This window comes from Nereida ignava (assembly GCF_001049735.1).
Lineage (GTDB): Bacteria > Pseudomonadota > Alphaproteobacteria > Rhodobacterales > Rhodobacteraceae > Nereida > Nereida ignava.
On sequence record NZ_CVPC01000022.1, the window covers coordinates 1 to 17296 of the forward strand.

Here is a 17296-nt window from a genome sequence, read left to right on the forward strand (position 1 = left end):
GCAACGCGGCCTTTACGGGCGACACCCTATTTATGCCCGACGGTGGGTCAGCGCGCTGCGATTTCCCGGGCGGCTCTGCTGAGGAGCTTTACGACAGCATCATGAAGGTTCTGGCTCTGCCGGACGACATGCGTTTGTTCATGTGCCACGACTACGGACCCAACGGGCGCGATATTCAGTGGGAAACGACTGTGGCCGATGAGAAGGCCAACAACATCCACGTGGGCGGCGACAAAACACGCGAGGACTTCATCAAGTTCCGCACGGAACGCGACGCGCAGCTCGCCATGCCAAAGCTGATCATCCCCTCGCTCCAAGTGAACATGCGCGCAGGCGAGGTCCCAACCGACAAAGACGGCAACCCAATGCTCAAAGTCCCCGTCAACGGCCTCTAACTGGAAAACCATCATGAAACTCAACAAAATTACCGAAAAAACAACCGTGAGCGCTCAAATTAGTGCCGCAGATATCGATGCTATAAATGAAGCTGGTATCCGCGCAATCATTTGTAATCGCCCCGATGGTGAAGGTGCTGATCAACCCTCATTCGAAGAAATAGCCAGTGCGGCCCAGATGGCAGGGATCGAAACACGATATGTTCCTGTGCAGTCTGGGATGGTCAGTGATACCGATGTTGATGCCTTCTCCAATGCGCTCAAAGATCTCCCTCGCCCTGTGTTGGCTTATTGCCGGACTGGTATGCGCTCGGCGACACTATGGTCCCTTAACGAAGCCAAGAAGCGCCCCATTTCTGAGATATTGGCTGCAACTAAATCAGCAGGCTTTGACATGAACGGCGTCGCGCGCCGCATTGCAAACGGGGGGAAAACACCTGCGGATACAGGTGATGCACATTATGACGTTGTGATCGTTGGTGCAGGTGCAGGTGGTATCTCAGTTGCTGCTAGCTTGAAGGCCCGCAAGTCGGGCTTGTCGGTTGCTGTAATCGATCCGTCAGACATCCATCATTACCAACCCGGCTGGACCATGGTGGGCGGTGGCATTTTTGAGCCAAAGCAAACATCAAAAACAATGGGTTCGCTGATCCCGCGAGGTGTAAAATGGATCAAGGCGGCTGTTGCGGCATTTGAACCACAAAAAAATGCAGTCATTATCGAGGGCTGCCGTGTCATCAAATATGATCGTCTGGTTGTCTGCCCAGGACTGAAACTTGATTGGGCTGCAATCGAGGGGCTTGAAGATACTTTGGGCCGTAATGGTGTGACGTCAAACTATCGCTATGACCTTGCACCATACACATGGCAGTTGGTTCAAGGATTAAGACAAGGACGTGCTTTATTTACGCAACCACCGATGCCTATCAAATGCGCAGGTGCGCCACAAAAGGCGATGTATTTGTCTGGCGATGCGTGGTTCCGCAATAACGCTCTCAAGAATATCGATATTCAGTTCATGAATGCAGGCGGCGCTTTATTCGGCGTCAAAGATTATGTTCCCGCACTGATGAAATACATCGAAAAATACGACGCAACACTGAACTACTTCCATAACCTGGTGTCTGTTGACGGCTCTGCAAAAACTGCGACTTTCGAGGTACGCAAACCAGATACTGATGTTCAGACGATCACTGTTGATTTTGATATGATGCACGTCTGCCCACCTCAATCTGCACCAGACTTCATTCGCGTCTCGCCACTTGCAGATGCCGCAGGGTGGGTTGATGTGGATCAGGCGACATTACGGCACAAATCGTATGACAACATCTGGTCTTTGGGGGATGTAATGAACGCACCAAATGCCAAAACAGCGGCGGCAGCGCGCAAACAAGCACCCACCGTAGCCGACAATATTGTTGCGGATATTCGGGGCAGTTCGCCGGTGTCTGCTTATGACGGGTACGGCTCCTGCCCACTGACAGTCGAGCGCGGCAAGATTGTTCTGGCAGAGTTTGGTTATGGCGGTGTTTTGAAGCCAAGCTTTCCCTCTTTTCTTCTCAACGGTACCAAACCAACCCGTGCTGCATGGTTTCTGAAGGAAAAGATGCTGCCACCTATCTACTGGCAGGCCATGCTGAAAGGTAAGGAATGGATGGCAACACCAGAGAAGCTTAAGACACCGGCAGAGTGATGCATCTGCAGCACCCAGAGATATACTAAGGGAAGCCGCATCCTGATGTGGTTTCCCCATTATAGACTGAACAAATCAATGACCTATTTTGCACGTTATTTGCCGATCCTAGACTGGGGGCGGCGCTACGACCGTTCAGCTTTTTCAAATGATATGATTGCTGCAGTAATCGTCACAATCATGCTGATCCCACAATCTCTGGCTTATGCGCTGTTGGCTGGCCTACCTCCTGAGGCTGGGATCTATGCCTCAATCGCGCCGATTGTTCTTTATGCGATCTTTGGCACATCCAAAGCGTTAGCAGTTGGACCTGTCGCTGTTGTGTCGTTGTTAACAGCATCTGCAATTGGGCAAGTCGCAGAAACTGGCACCGCCGGATATGCTGTTGCAGCACTTACATTAGCTGGGCTCTCAGGAGCATTTCTTGTACTTTTGGGCGTTCTACGGCTTGGGTTTCTTGCGAACTTTCTCAGTCACCCAGTCATTGCTGGCTTCATCACTGCGTCTGGTATTTTGATTGCCACAAGCCAGCTCAAACACATTCTCGGTATTAGCGCTCATGGGCATACTCTACCTGAAATGCTGGGCTCGATCGGGGCTCATTTGGATCAGATAAATTTGGTAACTGTCGTCATCGGTCTGAGCGCAACAGGTTTTCTATTCTGGGTCCGCGGCAGTTTAAAACCATTGTTAAAACGGCTTGGTATGGGCCCACTGATGACTGATCTGTTGGCAAAAGCAGGACCTGTTGCCGCGGTGGCCTCAACAACGATGGCAGTCTGGATTTTTGATCTTCATGGGGTGGGGGTTAAAATCGTTGGCGACGTGCCCCAAAGCCTGCCCCCGTTTACAATTCCGGGGCTTTCCCCTGACTTAATTAAAACTCTGCTCGTGCCGGCAATTCTGATATCCGTAATTGGCTTTGTAGAAAGTATTTCGGTTGCACAAACATTAGCGGCCAAGAAGCGTCAAAGGATTGACCCGGATCAAGAACTAATTGGGCTAGGAGCCGCAAACCTTGGTGCCGCATTTACCGGAGGCTTTCCTGTCACAGGTGGTTTTTCACGTTCAGTTGTGAATTTTGACGCAGGGTCCGAAACACCCGCGGCGGGCATTTTTACTGCCATCGGTTTAACTGTCGCAGCCTTAGCTTTGACGCCATTAGTCTACTATTTACCCAATGCTACTCTTGCCGCGACAATTATCGTCGCGGTCCTATCATTAGTGGATTTCTCGATCCTCAGAAAAACCTGGGGCTACGCACGCGCGGATTTCATAGCTGTAGCGGCGACCATAGCGTTGACGTTGATCATGGGCGTGGAAGTTGGCGTAGCAAGCGGAGTAGGTATTTCCATACTTTTGCATCTCTACAAGACGTCCCGGCCTCACGTGGCCGAGGTTGGGCTTGTTTCTGGCACACAACATTTTCGGAATGTGAAAAGGCATGCAGTTGAGACCAATCCAAATATTTTGACACTGCGGGTGGATGAAAGCCTATATTTCGTAAATGCGCGTTTTCTTGAAGATTTGGTTCATTCCCGGGTGACGGCAGGGTGCGATATTAAGGATGTCGTTTTGATGTTTTCAGCAGTCAATGAAGTAGATTTTTCTGCGTTAGAAAGCCTTGAAGCAATCAATCTGAGATTGATTGACATGGGAGTAGGGCTGCACCTTTCCGAGGTCAAAGGCCCGGTGATGGATCGATTAAAAAAATCTCATCTAATCGGTGACATCAACGGCAAAGTGTTTCTTTCGCAGTACGATGCGTGGGTAAGTTTGACGCGTTAAAACGAAGCTTTGAAGAAAAATATTCGAGTTTTTACTTTTGGTGGCCAGAACTCGTAATTTAAATATAGACGTTTGTACAAACTTGACGGCTGGCAGTAAAAACTTGGAGCATCACTCACAGAGTCTTAAGATATCTCGCCATTTTGTGCCTCGTGAACGTCGTTTCATTCGGTTCTGGCTTCTGTAAGATTGCTTGTCATACCCAACGATTTGCTTGCTTGACGTGGACCTGTCACGGTTTGATGCCGCTCCTTTGATAGCATTTACTGCAACAAAGGAGACGAACTATGAGACTGAAACGGACGGACGAATTCCGCCAAGATGCGGTGCGGATCGCGTTGACCAGTGGGCTGACGCGTAAGCAGGTGGCGTCAGATTTAGGTGTTGGGTTGTCGACGCTGAACAAATGGATCACGGCCCATCGAGACACAGACGTGGTGTCGAAGGAGGATCTGAGCCTCGCCCAGGAGAATGACCGGCTTCGGCGCGAGAACCGGCTCCTCAAGGAGGAGAGGGACATCCTAAAAAAAGCCACCCAGTTCTTTGCGGGCCTAAAGCAATGAGATTTAGGTTTGTCGAAGAACACCGGGCCAACTTCCCAGCCAACCGACTGTGCGATGTCGTCGGCGTCAGCACTCGCGGACTACGTGCTTTCCGCAACCGCCCTGAAAGTCGCAGACAACGGTCTGATCTGGTTACGTTGGCGCACATCAAAGAGCAGTCTCGTCTCAGTCTGGGCAGCTATGGCAGGCCACGGATGACGGAAGAGCTCAAGGAGATCGGCCTGGATGTGGGCCACCGCCGTGTGGGCCGTTTGATGCGCCAGAATGGCATATCCGTTGTTAGAACGCGCAAACACAAGGTCACGACAGATAGTGACCACAAGTTCAACATTGCACCGAACCTGCTGGATCGTGACTTCACAGCAGATGGTCCAAACCAAAAATGGGCTGGCGACATCAGCTATGTTTGGACGCGCGAAGGCTGGCTATATCTGGCTGTGATCTTGGACTTGCATTCACGCCGTGTGATCGGCTGGGCCGTCTCAAATCGGATGAAACGGGACCTGGCAATCCGGGCGCTGCAAATGGCTATCGCTTTCCGTGCACCGCCCACAGGCTGCATCCATCATACGGATCGTGGCAGCCAATATTGCTCTCACGACTATCAGAAAATCCTGCGCCAGTATGGCTTCAAGGTATCGATGAGCGGCAAGGGAAATTGTTATGACAACGCGGCAGTCGAAACCTTCTTCAAAACCATCAAGGCAGAGTTAATCTGGCGACGGACATGGGAAACCAGACGGCAGGCTGAAATGGAAACCTTCGAATACATCAATGGCTTCTACAATCCCCGCCGCCGGCACTCAGCACTGGGCTGGAAAAGTCCGGTCGCCTTCGAAAGGAAAGTGGCCTAAACGAGCACTCGGGGCGGCACAAAAGCGTGACAGGTCCAAACTTAAACCTTCAGCCTAGCGTTTCAACTTCTCAACTGCGGCCGAGCACGAGAGGTGACAGCTGCTAAGCAACATTGTTTAAATCGCCGAACCAGCTCCTTTCCCAAGGAAGTTATCTGTCCAAAGCAAGGCTCACTGTTACAAAACCTTCATTTGTATAAATCATAAATTCAGTTATTCGTGAATTATGGATATTATGATTTCAAAACGCCTTTCAACGCTTGGACATCCAAACCGTCTCGCAGTGTTTCGACTGCTTATGCGGCGCTATCCGGATCATGTTCCAGCAACCGAATTGGCGAATGCGCTCGATCTTAAGCCCAATACACTTTCCACCTATGTTTCCGCGCTGATGCAGGCCGGATTGATCGAACAAGAACGGGTTGGCAACTCGCTACGATACTCGGTTGATATTGAGGCGGCGAAAGCGACAGTTGGGTTCATCTTGAACGACTGCTGTCGGGGACGGCCCGAGATCTGCCTTCCTTTTCATGGTGACCCACGGGGAAAGATTTCTGGTAAGGAGGATGAAAAATTCAACGTCTTGTTCATTTGCACTGGTAATTCGGCTCGGTCAATTTTTGCCGAAGCCATCCTGAGGGACCTCTCACCAGAGCGTTTCAACGTCTATTCGGCTGGCACCAAGCCGCGGTCAGAACTCAACCCCTTTGCTTTGGAGGTCTTGGTGCATAACGGCCATGACGTATCTCGTTTGCGCGCCAAAAATATCCAAGAGTTTCAGACCGAAAATGCGCCTGTTCTTGATTTTGTTTTTACTGTTTGTGACGAAGCCGCCAACGAAGAATGTCCTGCGTGGCAGGGGCAAACGATTAGTGCACATTGGGGCCTACCTGATCCAGTCCGCGTTGAGGGCGCAGATGCGGAAAAGGGCCTCGCTTTCCGGGAAAGCTACCGCGCGCTACGCAACCGAATGATGGGGTTTACCGCCCTGCCGATTACATCACTCGATCTCATTTCCCTCCAAAAAGCCGTGGATGACATCGGCCGAAGCAAAGAAAAAGGATAGACCAATGACCGTCTACGCCCTGAACGGCCTCGGCCGGATTGGTAAACTGGCGCTGAAACCTCTCTTGGCACGTGGTGCAAAAATCGCATGGATTAATGATGCGGTTGGCGACCCAGAAATGCACGCTCATCTGTTGGAGTTTGATACAGTGCATGGGCGTTGGGACGCCTCATTCACCTACAACGATGATAGCGTGACCATTGACGGGATACGCTTGCCATTCATCGGCACACGAGAAATTTCTAATTTACCGCTCGACGGTGTCGATGTGGTCATCGACTGTACCGGCGTCTACAAGACCGAGGCCAAGCTGACGCCGTATTTTGCCGCGGGAGTCAAAAAGGTTGTCGTCTCCGCACCAGTCAAGGACGGCGATGCGGCCAATATTGTCTATGGCGTCAATCACGACATCTATGAGGCCGACCGGCACCGTATCGTGACCGCAGCGAGCTGTACGACGAACTGCCTTGCCCCTGTGGTAAAGGTCATCCACGAAAATCTGCGGATCAAACACGGATCAATCACAACGATCCATAATGTGACAAACACCCAAACCATAGTGGACCGACCGGCCAAAGATTTGCGCCGCGCGCGATCAGCCCTGAATTCGCTCATTCCGACGACCACAGGCAGTGCCACCGCGATCACGCTAATCTATCCTGAGTTGACGGGGCGATTGAACGGCCATGCGGTTCGCGTGCCATTGCTAAACGCGTCACTGACCGATTGTGTTTTCGAGGTTGAACGTGAGACGACCGCACAGGAAGTGAATGCACTTTTCAAAGCTGCGTCCGAGGGCACGTTGAGCGGCATTCTTGGATACGAAGAACGCCCACTGGTGTCGACAGATTACACAAATGACGAACGCTCAAGCATTGTAGATGCACCATCGACCATGGTTGTAGGCGGCACGCAGGTGAAAATCTACGCGTGGTACGATAACGAAGTCGGTTATGCGCACCGCTTGGTTGATGTTGCGTGCATGGTTGGGGACAGCCTCTGATGTCAGCGCGGCCCGAAGGCCTGTCGGCTTACATCGCTGTTACAGCAGCTTATTGGGCGTTTATGCTCACCGATGGGGCATTGCGGATGCTGGTGTTGCTGCATTTCCATACCTTAGGCTTTTCGCCAGTACAGCTGGCCTATCTGTTTGTGCTTTATGAGATCGCGGGGATCGTGACAAACCTGTGCGCGGGCTGGATCGCAGCGCGGTTTGGTCTGACATCAACGCTCTATACGGGGTTAGCATTGCAAGTTGTCGCACTATTGGCGTTAGCGCAACTTAACCCGTCTTGGAGTGTCGGCGCATCAGTTGCGTTTGTGATGCTGGTACAAGGCGCCAGTGGCGTGGCAAAGGATCTGGCCAAGATGTCGTCTAAATCTGCCGTAAAATTGCTCGCGCCCACAGGGGATGTCGGATTATTTCGCTGGGTCGCACTGCTGACAGGCTCCAAAAACATGGTCAAAGGTGTGGGGTTTCTGTTGGGCGCTGCGCTCTTGGCAACGGTGGGCTTCGTAGGTGCGGTGCTCGGAATGGCGGTCGTTCTAGCTGTGATCCTAATGGCAGTTCTGATGTTTATGCCAGTCGGCCTGCCTAAGGGCCGCAAGGATGCGAAGTTCACCGAGGTCTTTTCAAAAGACCGGAATATCAACTGGCTTAGTGCGGCGCGTGTGGTTCTGTTTGGGGCGCGGGATGTGTGGTTCGTGGTCGGGATCCCGATCTACTTCTATGCGGTTCTGTCGGACGGCACGACGGACAGCAACCGCACAGCATTCTTTTTGATCGGAGCGTTTATGGCCGTGTGGGTCATCTTATATGGACTCGTGCAAGCCAGTGCCCCACGGATATTGCGTGCCAAGTCGCGCTCCACTTCACAGCTTATCAGTGCAGCGCGTGGTTGGGCTTGGGCGCTCGCGATGATACCTGCGGTGTTGGCAGGGGCGACACTAATGGCAAATGGTCCGCAAACCTGGCTGACTCTGACCATTATCGGGGGTCTGCTGATGTTCGGAGCACTTTTTGCAGTGAACTCCTCACTGCATTCTTTTTTGATTTTGTCGTTTACCGAGGCTGAAAGAGTTACGATGGACGTCGGGTTTTACTATATGGCGAACGCCGCAGGTCGTTTGATCGGGACACTTGCATCAGGGCTTAGTTATCAAATCGGGGGACTGCCCCTGATGCTTGGTATTGCTTCAGGCATGGTAGCACTCTCCGCTGTCGCAGTTAGCTTTTTGGTGTCTGAAAAAGGCTGAATGGCATACACAGCTTGGTACGCTGACAGATCGGAAAGATGTCTATTGCAGCGCAGGCCACGCAACAAGCGACGCCACAGCAAACAACAGTGACAGCCAGATCAACGACAGGCCGACGTTGAGCAAAACCAAAACAGACACCAGCGCCGCGCCAATGGCGAACCCCAGCAGGACAAAGCCCGGGGCCAGCACCTCAAGGATCGCCAAAACAAGGGCAAACGCAGCCCATGCCCACCACGTGTTTGCTAATGCATCCATATCAACCGCGCCCTTTCAGCATATTAAACGCATTGCCAAACGCCTCAAGCGCATTTGCCAACATCTGTTCAGCCAGCAGCTTCTTCAGCTTGCCGTTCTCGTCCTCAAACTCACGCAATCGCTTCGCATCAAAAAGGTCTCATACCGCCGACATACGTCAGCAGTCTTCTCGCCAGCTTCCCGCTCCTGAACATCGCTATGATCTGTTCGTCCGTAAATCGTGCCTTCATTTGTCCGTCATTTTGTCAGGCGAACTCTACACAAATCTGGAGGAGCTTTAGGGGCCCAGGTCACCCTCGCGTCTATCTTTGAGATGCCCTGTACAATTTGCCATGAAAGATATTGCCAGTTAGTTGCGAGAGTCTGCTAAAGGTCTGGTCCAGCTGGTGGGCTGACCCGAATTGACTAGTCCGCGCTTAACAGTCGAGACCGGTTGGGCGCCGCGTTGGGGCATTGAGGATATGACTTAGATCATGTCCCAAAAGGCTGATACAGCCTCCGAAATAGGGTTACCCGCAAGGCGTGCCAAAACGATTTCGCGAGGGGCAGGGGGGTCAAGAGGCACCTTCGCAAGACCCGGGTAGGACTTCGGCGCTGCAAGATCTGAAATGATGGTCACTCCCAAGCCCGATTGCACAAGGGCCAAAAGCGATGTGATCTGTTGCGCCTCATGACGAATATCCGGAACGACGCCAGCCTGCGCGAACCACTTCCTCACCAAAGGCTCTGACCCGCCTTTGGTCATCACGAATGGTAATGCCGCAATATCACGTGGAGTCAGCTGCTGCGGCCATCGCTGATTGTTGGGTAGAAAAGCAACCAAATAGTCATCAGCGAGCGGATGTTGCTCCAAGGAGGGATCGTCCTGCGCTAGCGTTATCGCAACATCTACAAGACCTGCCTTCAAAGCTTCAGCTATTTCTTGCTCCGGTATTTCGCGCACAGCAACGCGGACGTCTGGAAATCGCTTCTGATAGCGGCTCAGCAAGGGCGGCAATAGCTGGGTCGAGGCCGAAGCACCGATCGAACCGATACGCACCGCACCAGTCTTTTTGCGCTTCAGTCCAATCACATCCTCCCACGCATCTTGACGCAGGACTGCCTCTCTACGGCCCAGTTCGGCAAGGCGTTCACCTTCCGCTGTAAGCCTGATTTGCCCGCCGATCCGGCGTGTTACAATAACGCCAGTTTTTTGCTCCAGCGCCCCTATGGCGCGGCTAATGGCTGGTTGCGAAACATTCAAAGCAATCGCAGCCCTCGTGATACTGCCCGTCTCTTCGATCAGGGGGAGAGCGCGTAAAGCGATTATTGGAACTGTATCGAGAGGGTGAAACTTCATAACCTACGGTTATTTGTTTATGCTAGGTTTGTCACGGAATGCATAACGTATGACCAATATTACACACTCCACGATGCCACTGTCTCGCTCGGCCAAGGCGCTTCCTAAAAACCCCCTGCGTGCACTATACCCTTTAGCTGCGCGCGATGGGATGATCTCTCTGGCAAATGGCCATCCATCGCCTGACGCCTGCGATCACACCGGTTTGCAAGATGCACTTAAAACCGCAGCGGCAGATCCAATGACGTGGCGCTACGGTCCTACAGCTGGTGATCCGCGCCTACGGTCCGCGCTTGCTGATATATCCGGAGACCAGCAAGACAGCGTTGTCGTCACCTCTGGCGCACAGCAGGGTATCGATCTTACAATACGAACACTCTGTAATGCGGGCGATACGGTTTTAGTGCCGGAGGCACTTTATCCTGCAACACTATCAGTTATGGCAGCTTGCAACGTATCTGCTTATGCCGTGCCCGAGGATGTTGGCGGGATATGCATCAACGGGTTGGACAAAGCAATTTGGGACAGCAACGCACGCGTTCTTTATCTCACCCCAACCTTTGGGAACCCAACTGGGTCTGTCCTGAGCGAAGACCGCAGGGCGGCACTATTAGCGCTTTGCGCACGAATGGGTGTGTTGATTATCGAAGACGATCCGTATCGGGATTTGTGGTTCGAAGCGCCACCACCGCCATCCCTTTGGGAAATGTCGAAGAGTAATGACGCGCGTGTCATTGCGTTGCGGTCGTGCTCCAAGTCTATCGCACCAGGTCTGCGGATTGGCTGGATGCTCACTCCACAAGAGATCACACCACATCTGGTCGCGATGAAGCAGGCAAGTGATCTACAATCGAGTGGCACAGCGCAGATGGTGGCTTTGGCCTACCTGTCGTCCGGGCGGTTTTCAGGCTGGCTGGCTACGGTACGCGCGCTCTATCAAGCGCGACATGATGCCTTGCAGAAGGGCCTTGTTGCAGCAGGTTTCGACGCACCTGCTGTAACGGGCGGGATGTTTTTCTGGGCGCGGCTGCCCGAACACATTGATCCAGCGTGCCTGTTTGAAGCGACAGTGGCGCAAGGCGCGCTCTATGCCCCGGGCGAGGCCTTCGCAGCATGCAGCCAAGTTAATGACATTACACGCTACGCTCGGTTTTGCTTTGCTTCTAACAGCTTGGAAAAAATCAGCCAGGCAACGGATCGTCTCGCAGATGCAGTGCACCTGTCGACAACATGAATGGGGTAAGCACGATCGGTCTGGCCCTTGCACCAGATGTAATTATCATCGCCCTCGGCATGGTGTTTGGGCGGTTTCTCGACAAGAACCTGTGGGTCGCCCTCGACAAGCTGTGCTTCTTTATCTTCTTCCCCGCGCTTATGTTTAGCGCTGCGGCGGCACGACCAATTGGCATTGGTGATATCGCCTCAGTCGGTATGGCGGTTTGGATTTTGATGGGGCTCGGCCTTGGTTTAGCTTGGCCATTGCGAAGGTTAGGGCCTTCTTCTTTTCTTGATTTTGCAGGTGTCTGGCAGACTGCTTGGCGTTTTAATGCGGGACTTGCCTTTGTGGTTGCACAAGCACTGCCGCAAGAGGCGGCTGCCTTGATGGCCGTAGCGGTCGGCTTAGCAGTGCCGCTGGCGAATGTCCTAGCAGTGGGTGCGCTCGCTCGTGGTGCTGGTCTGAACGTTGGCTCGGTTATCAAAGCGGTACTAGCAAACCCATTCTTTCTAGCCAGCAGCGCCGGACTTCTTGTAAGCGCTACAGGTCATGCACCGCCAGAAACAGCAGCCGTAACACTAGACCGCCTCGCTAATGTTGCGATTCCCGCCGCGCTCCTCTCTATCGGAGCGTCCCTGAATTTGAGTGTTCTGTGGGGACTAAGCGGATTTACAGGCGGCTTTCATCTGATCAAGCTGGTTTACCTGCCGCTTTGTGCACTCGGACTTGCAAAGGTCATGGACCTTAGCGTGATACAAACACCTGTCGTCGTGCTCTTCGCCGCCCTACCAACTGCAGCTGCCGCGCAAACTTTGGCAGCCCGCTTCGGAGCAGACCGACGCGGGCCAGCAGCGATCATCGCCCAGTCGACAGTTTTAGCGTGTATGACGCTACCTGTATGGATAGCACTCGTCGTTTAGAATGCTGGGAGAGTTCACTCACGCAAAGCCATGCCTGGTTCAAGCGTGTCTGAAGCACTAGAAACAGCAAAATAGAAGTTTATTCTGCTAAAACATCTCAATCCACTTTAACTTCGCTCGTGCAGTGTGGCCTGAAGCGACGCGTAGAGGGGAGGGGGCAGCTTAGGCTGCCTTAAACAATGATGACAACGCTACTGGGCGCCGCGTGAATTCTTCTGCTCCAAAATGCATTGCCCCAATCATTTACTTGCTTTGCTATTTTTCCAAACTGTGGCCCCCACAACCACGGTAAGGGCTGTGAAGACAGCTACAGACCAAATGGTTGCTAGCGCGGCAGCAGTCACAAAGTCATCTAGGGTTGTACCTATTGCCATGCCGCGTTCGCCAAGGCTGGCGAAGAATATCTGACCCGAAAGCGCAATCCCGAGTGCTGCACCGATCTGTTGAAACGCCTGCATTGCGCCGGAACCAGCCCCGGCATCCTGTGCTGCAACACTCGACATGGTGAGCTGGAACAGGGACATAATGGATGTTCCCATTCCAAAGCCACAGATCAGCAAGGGCGCGATGAACAGGTACGTTTTCAGTTCAGCCCCCGTGGCATTGATTACAAACAATAAGCCAAGCATGCCACATGCGAGCAGCGCAGCGCCGCTGGCGACCCGCTGCAATAGGTAACGACCACCCAATCGCTCGGTCGTCAGCGATGCCAACATCACACCAACTGGAAACGGCGTCGTAACCAACCCACTTTCAAAGGCAGAAAGCCCAAACCCTGATTGCAAAAACACTGCAAGGACAAGAAAAAGACCCGGGATCCCACTGAAAAACAGAGTAATAAGCGCCAAACGCATCAGATACGGCCCATTTGCCAGCAGGGACGGTGGTAGGAGGGCAGAGAGGTCTTGTGCTTCGCGACGGCGCTCATAAGCGACGAACACTAACGCGGCAGGGATGGATGCTGCGAGAGCGGCAAAGCACCACCAAGGCCAGCCCCATGCGCGCCCTTCAATAATCGGAAGGACCAGCAGGACAGCCGCGGTGGTAAACAAACCTGTGCCAATCCAGTCAGGGCGCACATTACCATTTCCCATAAGGTTCGGTACAAAACGTAGCGCCCCAGCGAGAGCGACCACACCGAAGGGGATATTGATCAGGAACGCCAACCGCCAGCTGAGGCCTGCAATATCCGTAGAGATAAGCGCCCCACCAATGATGGGGCCCGCGACGACAGCCAGACTTGAGATCGTGCCAAACAGCCCAAACACGCGAGCCTTTTCCTCAGGTGGAAAAATCACATGCACAATGGCGAGTACCTGTGGAACCATCATCGCTGCGGCGAAGCCCTTGATCGCGCGCGCGGCGATCAGCGTTGTGATGTTCGGGGCCAGTCCGCAGGCCAGAGACGCAATTGTAAAGCCTATCAGTCCGATCACGAACAACCGTTTGCGCCCGTAAACGTCACCGAACCGGCCAAAGGGCAGCAACCCTATAGCAAGGGCCAACACATAGATTGCAGCGACCCATTCCAACTGCGTTGCGCTTGCGCCTGTATCAGCTTGTATCTGCGGCAGCGCGACATTTGTAATGCTAACGTCGATCAGGTTCATAAAGCTGCCAAGGAATAGAACAGCCATTGCGAGCCACCTACCTACCAAAGGGCTCGCAGACGCGGTTGCGCCATTTGTATTTTGACCGACGATCATGTAGCATTAAATGTATCATAATAGAGCAGGTGTCAATTATTTGATACATCAAAAGTTACATAAAAGCGAAAGACCTAGTTCATGCGCCTAGACCGTCGTTTATCCCGCGTTCTCCACGCGCTTCTTCATTTGGATCAGATGGACGGCCCTGCCACGTCCGAATTGATCGCTCAGATGCTACAAACCAATCCGGCAGTAGTGCGGCGCACGATGTCAGGTTTGCGCGATGCGGGGATAGTCTTGTCAATAAAGGGCCATGGCGGCGGTTGGTCACTGATGCGGCCTTTGGACAAAATAACGCTTTATAGCATCTATCAGGCTTTGGGATCCCCACAGCTTTTTGCAATGGGAAGCGATGATGAAGAGACTGACTGCCTTCTTGCAAAAGCCGCAAATGCTGCCACCAGCGATGCACTTGCTGCAGCAAAAAAACAGTTTGAACTATCGCTAAACTGCGTGACTGTCGCACAACTAGCCGAAGGATTTGAGGAAAAGACGAGGGCAAGCGGAGAACGTTAGACCCGGTTGCCTGAAAAATCCCGATATGCGTTTATGACAGTAGAATTACGAAGAGCTACGATTAATGAGACCCGCAGTGTTTATCAAGTGTCGCTGAATGCTGCGGATTTCTACAGATGACACCCATGCTACCGCATCAGACCGCCGCACGTTACAACTCCGCAATTCCACAATTGCGGGCGTTTTTGGATATCGTTCCGTAATACTCAGCTGCTTGTAAGTCGTTCCCATATCGATTTCTCTCGTCAGATAACGTATTGCTTTCTAACAAAGGGCGCACTTGAAGGTAGCTCACTTCCACTGAAGCGAGCGCTACGCATAATCATGATTATGTTAAATGTATTATATTCTTCCCGACTGCTTGCATAGCACTGGCAGCAATATCGACAGCTGTTAATCCAGCATCAGCATACATTGCAGCAGGACTTGCTTGATCAATAAACCGATCCGGTAACGTCATGGTGCGCACTGCAAGCTTACCATCAAGCAGCCCAGAGTTCGCAAGATAATGCAGCACCATAGCACCAAAGCCACCTTCGCTGCCTTGCTCAATTGTGATTAGCGCACGGTGATGACTGGCCAGTTGTCGGATCAAGTCTTGATCAAGCGGTTTAGCAAAGCGCGCATCTGCAACGGTACACGAAATGCCATGGGTTGAGAGTTCCTCTGCGGCATTGGTGCATTCAGACAAATGCGCACCAAAGGACAAAAGCGCCACGTCGCTACCCTGTGACACCACACGGCCCTTACCAATCTCCAAGATTTTTGCATCAGGCATTGCTACGCCAACACCTTCACCGCGCGGGTACCGAAACGCAATTGGCCCATCATCAAAGACCGCAGCGGTTGCGATCATGTGCTTCAGTTCTGCCTCATCAGCAGCGGCCATTACTGTCATATTTGGCAAGTTCGCAAGATAGGCCACATCGAACGCACCTGCATGGGTCGGGCCGTCCGCGCCTACGAGCCCAGCACGGTCAATTGCAAACCGCACAGGTAAGTTCTGAAGTGCAACATCGTGCACGATCTGGTCGTAACCGCGCTGTAAAAAGCTTGAATAGATCGCACAGAACGGCCGCAGACCCGTGGCAGCTAAACCGGCCGCAAATGTGACCGCGTGCTGTTCAGCGATGCCGACATCAAACACCCGCTTCGGAAAACGGTTCTGCATCAGATCAAGCCCAGTCCCAGAAGGCATCGCCGCTGTCACAGACACAATTTTGGGATCACTTGCCGCAAGTTCTGTCAAAGTCTCACCAAACACTTTGGTATAGCTTGGTGCATTAGGTTTGGACTTTTGCTGCTCACCAGTTGTTACATTAAATCTTGAAACGCCGTGATAGCAATCATTGGACGCCTCGGCCGGTGCGTATCCTTTGCCCTTTACTGTGCACGCGTGGATCAGAACAGGCCCATCCGACTGCGCCTTTGCACGACGTAAAACTGCCAAAAGCTGAGGCATGTCGTGACCATTAACCGGCCCGATGTATGTAAAGCCCAATTGCTCAAACAAGGAACTCCCACCCCCTTGGCCAGTTACTAATTCACGCGCACGGCGCGCGCCGTCTCGCATGGGCTGGGGTAGCGACGCTTCAAAAGCTTCGCCCATATCTTTGAACAGCTCAAAGGGCGTCCCATTGAGTTGATTGAGATATGCGGACATCGCCCCTACGGGCGGCGCAATGCTCATGTCGTTATCGTTGAGGATCACAAACATCCGGCGCTTTTCATGCCCCGCGTTGTTCATCGCTTCATACGCCATGCCAGCACTGATAGAGCCGTCACCAATCACCGCAATCGCATCACCCGTTGGCATGCCAAGGTCACGACCTGTAGCAAAGCCTAACGCCGCTGAAATCGATGTAGAACTATGCGCGGCACCAAAAGGATCATACTCAGACTCTGCGCGTTTGGTGAAGCCGGATAGCCCACCTTCCTGACGAAGCGTGCGGATACGATCCCTGCGCGCTGTAAGAATTTTATGGGGATAGCACTGATGCCCTACGTCCCAGACAAGTTTGTCGTAAGGGGCGTTGAAAACCGCATGAAGCGCTACAGTCAGCTCTACCACACCAAGGGAGCTGCCCAAATGACCGCCTGTCTCTGACACGGCTGAAATGACCTCGGCTCGGACTTCGTCTGCTACATGTCGCAAAGCATCATCGGTCAGCCCCTTTAAATCAGCGGGCGTAGTGATGCGGTCAAGATGCGGGGTCAACGGACGGTCAGTCATGGCGGATCCTCCCAGATCAGAAATAAAAAAGCGCCGCACCGGTTACCCGATGCGACGCCAGTTTCCTGTAGCCAACAGGAAGGGAACCGGGGTGTGGAGACCCCGATACCAGATCCACCGGGAAGGAAGGATCTGATGGCTTGTGATCAGGGCGCGCGCATAACAGCAGCGCCCTAATCAATCTCGTTTCCCGCAAGGCGGCGGCGACCCACCTTGAGAAAGTTCACCCAGATGCCGACTAGACGAAAGCTCGGTCGTCGATCAGCTGCTCGTAATGCGAGAAGCTATCTGGAGTTGGGTCCAGCGCTTCTTTGCTATCCTCGGGCAAGAACGAGCCAAGGAACGCAAGCACATAGACAAACACGATAGGCCCACCGATGACTGCCGCGGCAATAACTGCGCCGGACAACATCTGACCGAAGATTTCAGACTGCATACGCGCCTTTGAGAAATCTCCACCAAATGGGGGTTTTGGATCTGACATATTCAT

14 protein-coding genes and 2 pseudogenes are annotated in these 17296 nt (G+C 52.9%); 10 read left to right on the plus strand and 6 right to left on the minus strand.

Annotated elements, in window-relative coordinates:
* The 7 genes and pseudogenes from NIG5292_RS12535 to arsJ all read left to right on the plus strand — a co-directional run.
* Nucleotides 1-395, plus strand: a pseudogene (locus tag NIG5292_RS12535) (MBL fold metallo-hydrolase); the annotation flags it as partial.
* A gap of 13 nt (nt 396-408) precedes the next feature.
* On the plus strand, nt 409-2088 hold the full coding sequence (locus NIG5292_RS12540) for a bifunctional protein tyrosine phosphatase family protein/NAD(P)/FAD-dependent oxidoreductase (RefSeq protein WP_048599886.1): 1680 nt from the start codon (nt 409-411) through the stop codon (nt 2086-2088).
* Between the two features lie 78 nt (nt 2089-2166).
* The gene (locus NIG5292_RS12545) at nt 2167-3876 is read left to right on the plus strand and encodes a SulP family inorganic anion transporter (protein ID WP_048599887.1); all 1710 of its coding nucleotides are present in this window, start codon (nt 2167-2169) and stop codon (nt 3874-3876) included.
* 287 nt (nt 3877-4163) lie between these two features.
* A protein-coding gene (locus NIG5292_RS12555) for an IS3 family transposase (protein WP_143082004.1) occupies nt 4164-5293 on the plus strand; the annotation gives its coding sequence in 2 pieces (ribosomal slippage) (nt 4164-4398 and nt 4398-5293; 1131 coding nt in all).
* 226 nt (nt 5294-5519) lie between these two features.
* Nucleotides 5520-6359 carry an arsenate reductase/protein-tyrosine-phosphatase family protein gene (locus NIG5292_RS12560; protein WP_048599890.1) on the plus strand — a complete coding sequence of 280 codons (840 nt, stop codon included), beginning with the start codon at nt 5520-5522 and terminating at the stop codon, nt 6357-6359.
* 4 nt (nt 6360-6363) lie between these two features.
* Entirely contained in the window at nt 6364-7362 is a 999-nt protein-coding gene (locus tag NIG5292_RS12565) for an ArsJ-associated glyceraldehyde-3-phosphate dehydrogenase (RefSeq protein ID WP_048599891.1), read from the plus strand.
* Nucleotides 7362-8615 carry an organoarsenical effux MFS transporter ArsJ gene (gene arsJ / locus NIG5292_RS12570; RefSeq protein ID WP_048599892.1) on the plus strand — a complete coding sequence of 418 codons (1254 nt, stop codon included), beginning with the start codon at nt 7362-7364 and terminating at the stop codon, nt 8613-8615. Before NIG5292_RS12565 ends, arsJ begins: the two co-directional genes overlap by 1 nt.
* A 42-nt stretch (nt 8616-8657) precedes the next feature.
* Here arsJ and NIG5292_RS12575 read toward each other — a convergent pair whose 3' ends face one another.
* From NIG5292_RS12575 to NIG5292_RS12580, 3 genes and pseudogenes are all read right to left on the minus strand, one after another.
* Complete coding sequence (locus NIG5292_RS12575; RefSeq protein ID WP_048599893.1) at nt 8658-8873, minus strand: NfeD family protein; 216 nt, start codon at nt 8871-8873, stop codon at nt 8658-8660.
* Nucleotides 8874-8931: 58 nt separating this feature from the next.
* A pseudogene (locus NIG5292_RS15185) lies at nt 8932-9103 on the minus strand (transposase); the annotation flags it as partial.
* Nucleotides 9104-9339: 236 nt separating this feature from the next.
* Nucleotides 9340-10212 (minus strand): LysR family transcriptional regulator, encoded by an 873-nt coding sequence (locus tag NIG5292_RS12580; protein ID WP_048599894.1) that lies wholly within the window; start codon nt 10210-10212, stop codon nt 9340-9342.
* 49 nt (nt 10213-10261) lie between these two features.
* Between NIG5292_RS12580 and NIG5292_RS12585 the strand changes: the two genes are divergently transcribed.
* Nucleotides 10262-11446 (plus strand): aminotransferase-like domain-containing protein, encoded by a 1185-nt coding sequence (locus tag NIG5292_RS12585; RefSeq protein ID WP_048599895.1) that lies wholly within the window; start codon nt 10262-10264, stop codon nt 11444-11446.
* Entirely contained in the window at nt 11443-12348 is a 906-nt protein-coding gene (locus NIG5292_RS12590) for an AEC family transporter (protein WP_048599896.1), read from the plus strand. The genes NIG5292_RS12585 and NIG5292_RS12590 overlap by 4 nt, the downstream gene beginning before the upstream one ends.
* Nucleotides 12349-12587: 239 nt before the next feature.
* On the opposite strand, the gene NIG5292_RS12595 is transcribed toward NIG5292_RS12590, so the two are convergent.
* The gene (locus NIG5292_RS12595) at nt 12588-13985 is read right to left on the minus strand and encodes an MFS transporter (protein WP_048599897.1); all 1398 of its coding nucleotides are present in this window, start codon (nt 13983-13985) and stop codon (nt 12588-12590) included.
* Between the two features lie 150 nt (nt 13986-14135).
* Between NIG5292_RS12595 and NIG5292_RS12600 the strand changes: the two genes are divergently transcribed.
* Nucleotides 14136-14573 carry an RrF2 family transcriptional regulator gene (locus NIG5292_RS12600; protein ID WP_048599898.1) on the plus strand — a complete coding sequence of 146 codons (438 nt, stop codon included), beginning with the start codon at nt 14136-14138 and terminating at the stop codon, nt 14571-14573.
* 328 nt (nt 14574-14901) lie between these two features.
* On the opposite strand, the gene dxs is transcribed toward NIG5292_RS12600, so the two are convergent.
* Both dxs and pufX read right to left on the minus strand, forming a co-directional pair.
* Nucleotides 14902-16806 (minus strand): 1-deoxy-D-xylulose-5-phosphate synthase, encoded by a 1905-nt coding sequence (dxs, locus tag NIG5292_RS12605; RefSeq protein WP_048599899.1) that lies wholly within the window; start codon nt 16804-16806, stop codon nt 14902-14904.
* A gap of 238 nt (nt 16807-17044) precedes the next feature.
* The gene (gene pufX, locus NIG5292_RS12610) at nt 17045-17290 is read right to left on the minus strand and encodes an RC-LH1 core complex protein PufX (protein ID WP_048599900.1); all 246 of its coding nucleotides are present in this window, start codon (nt 17288-17290) and stop codon (nt 17045-17047) included.
* Between the last annotated feature and the right edge of the window lie 6 nt (nt 17291-17296).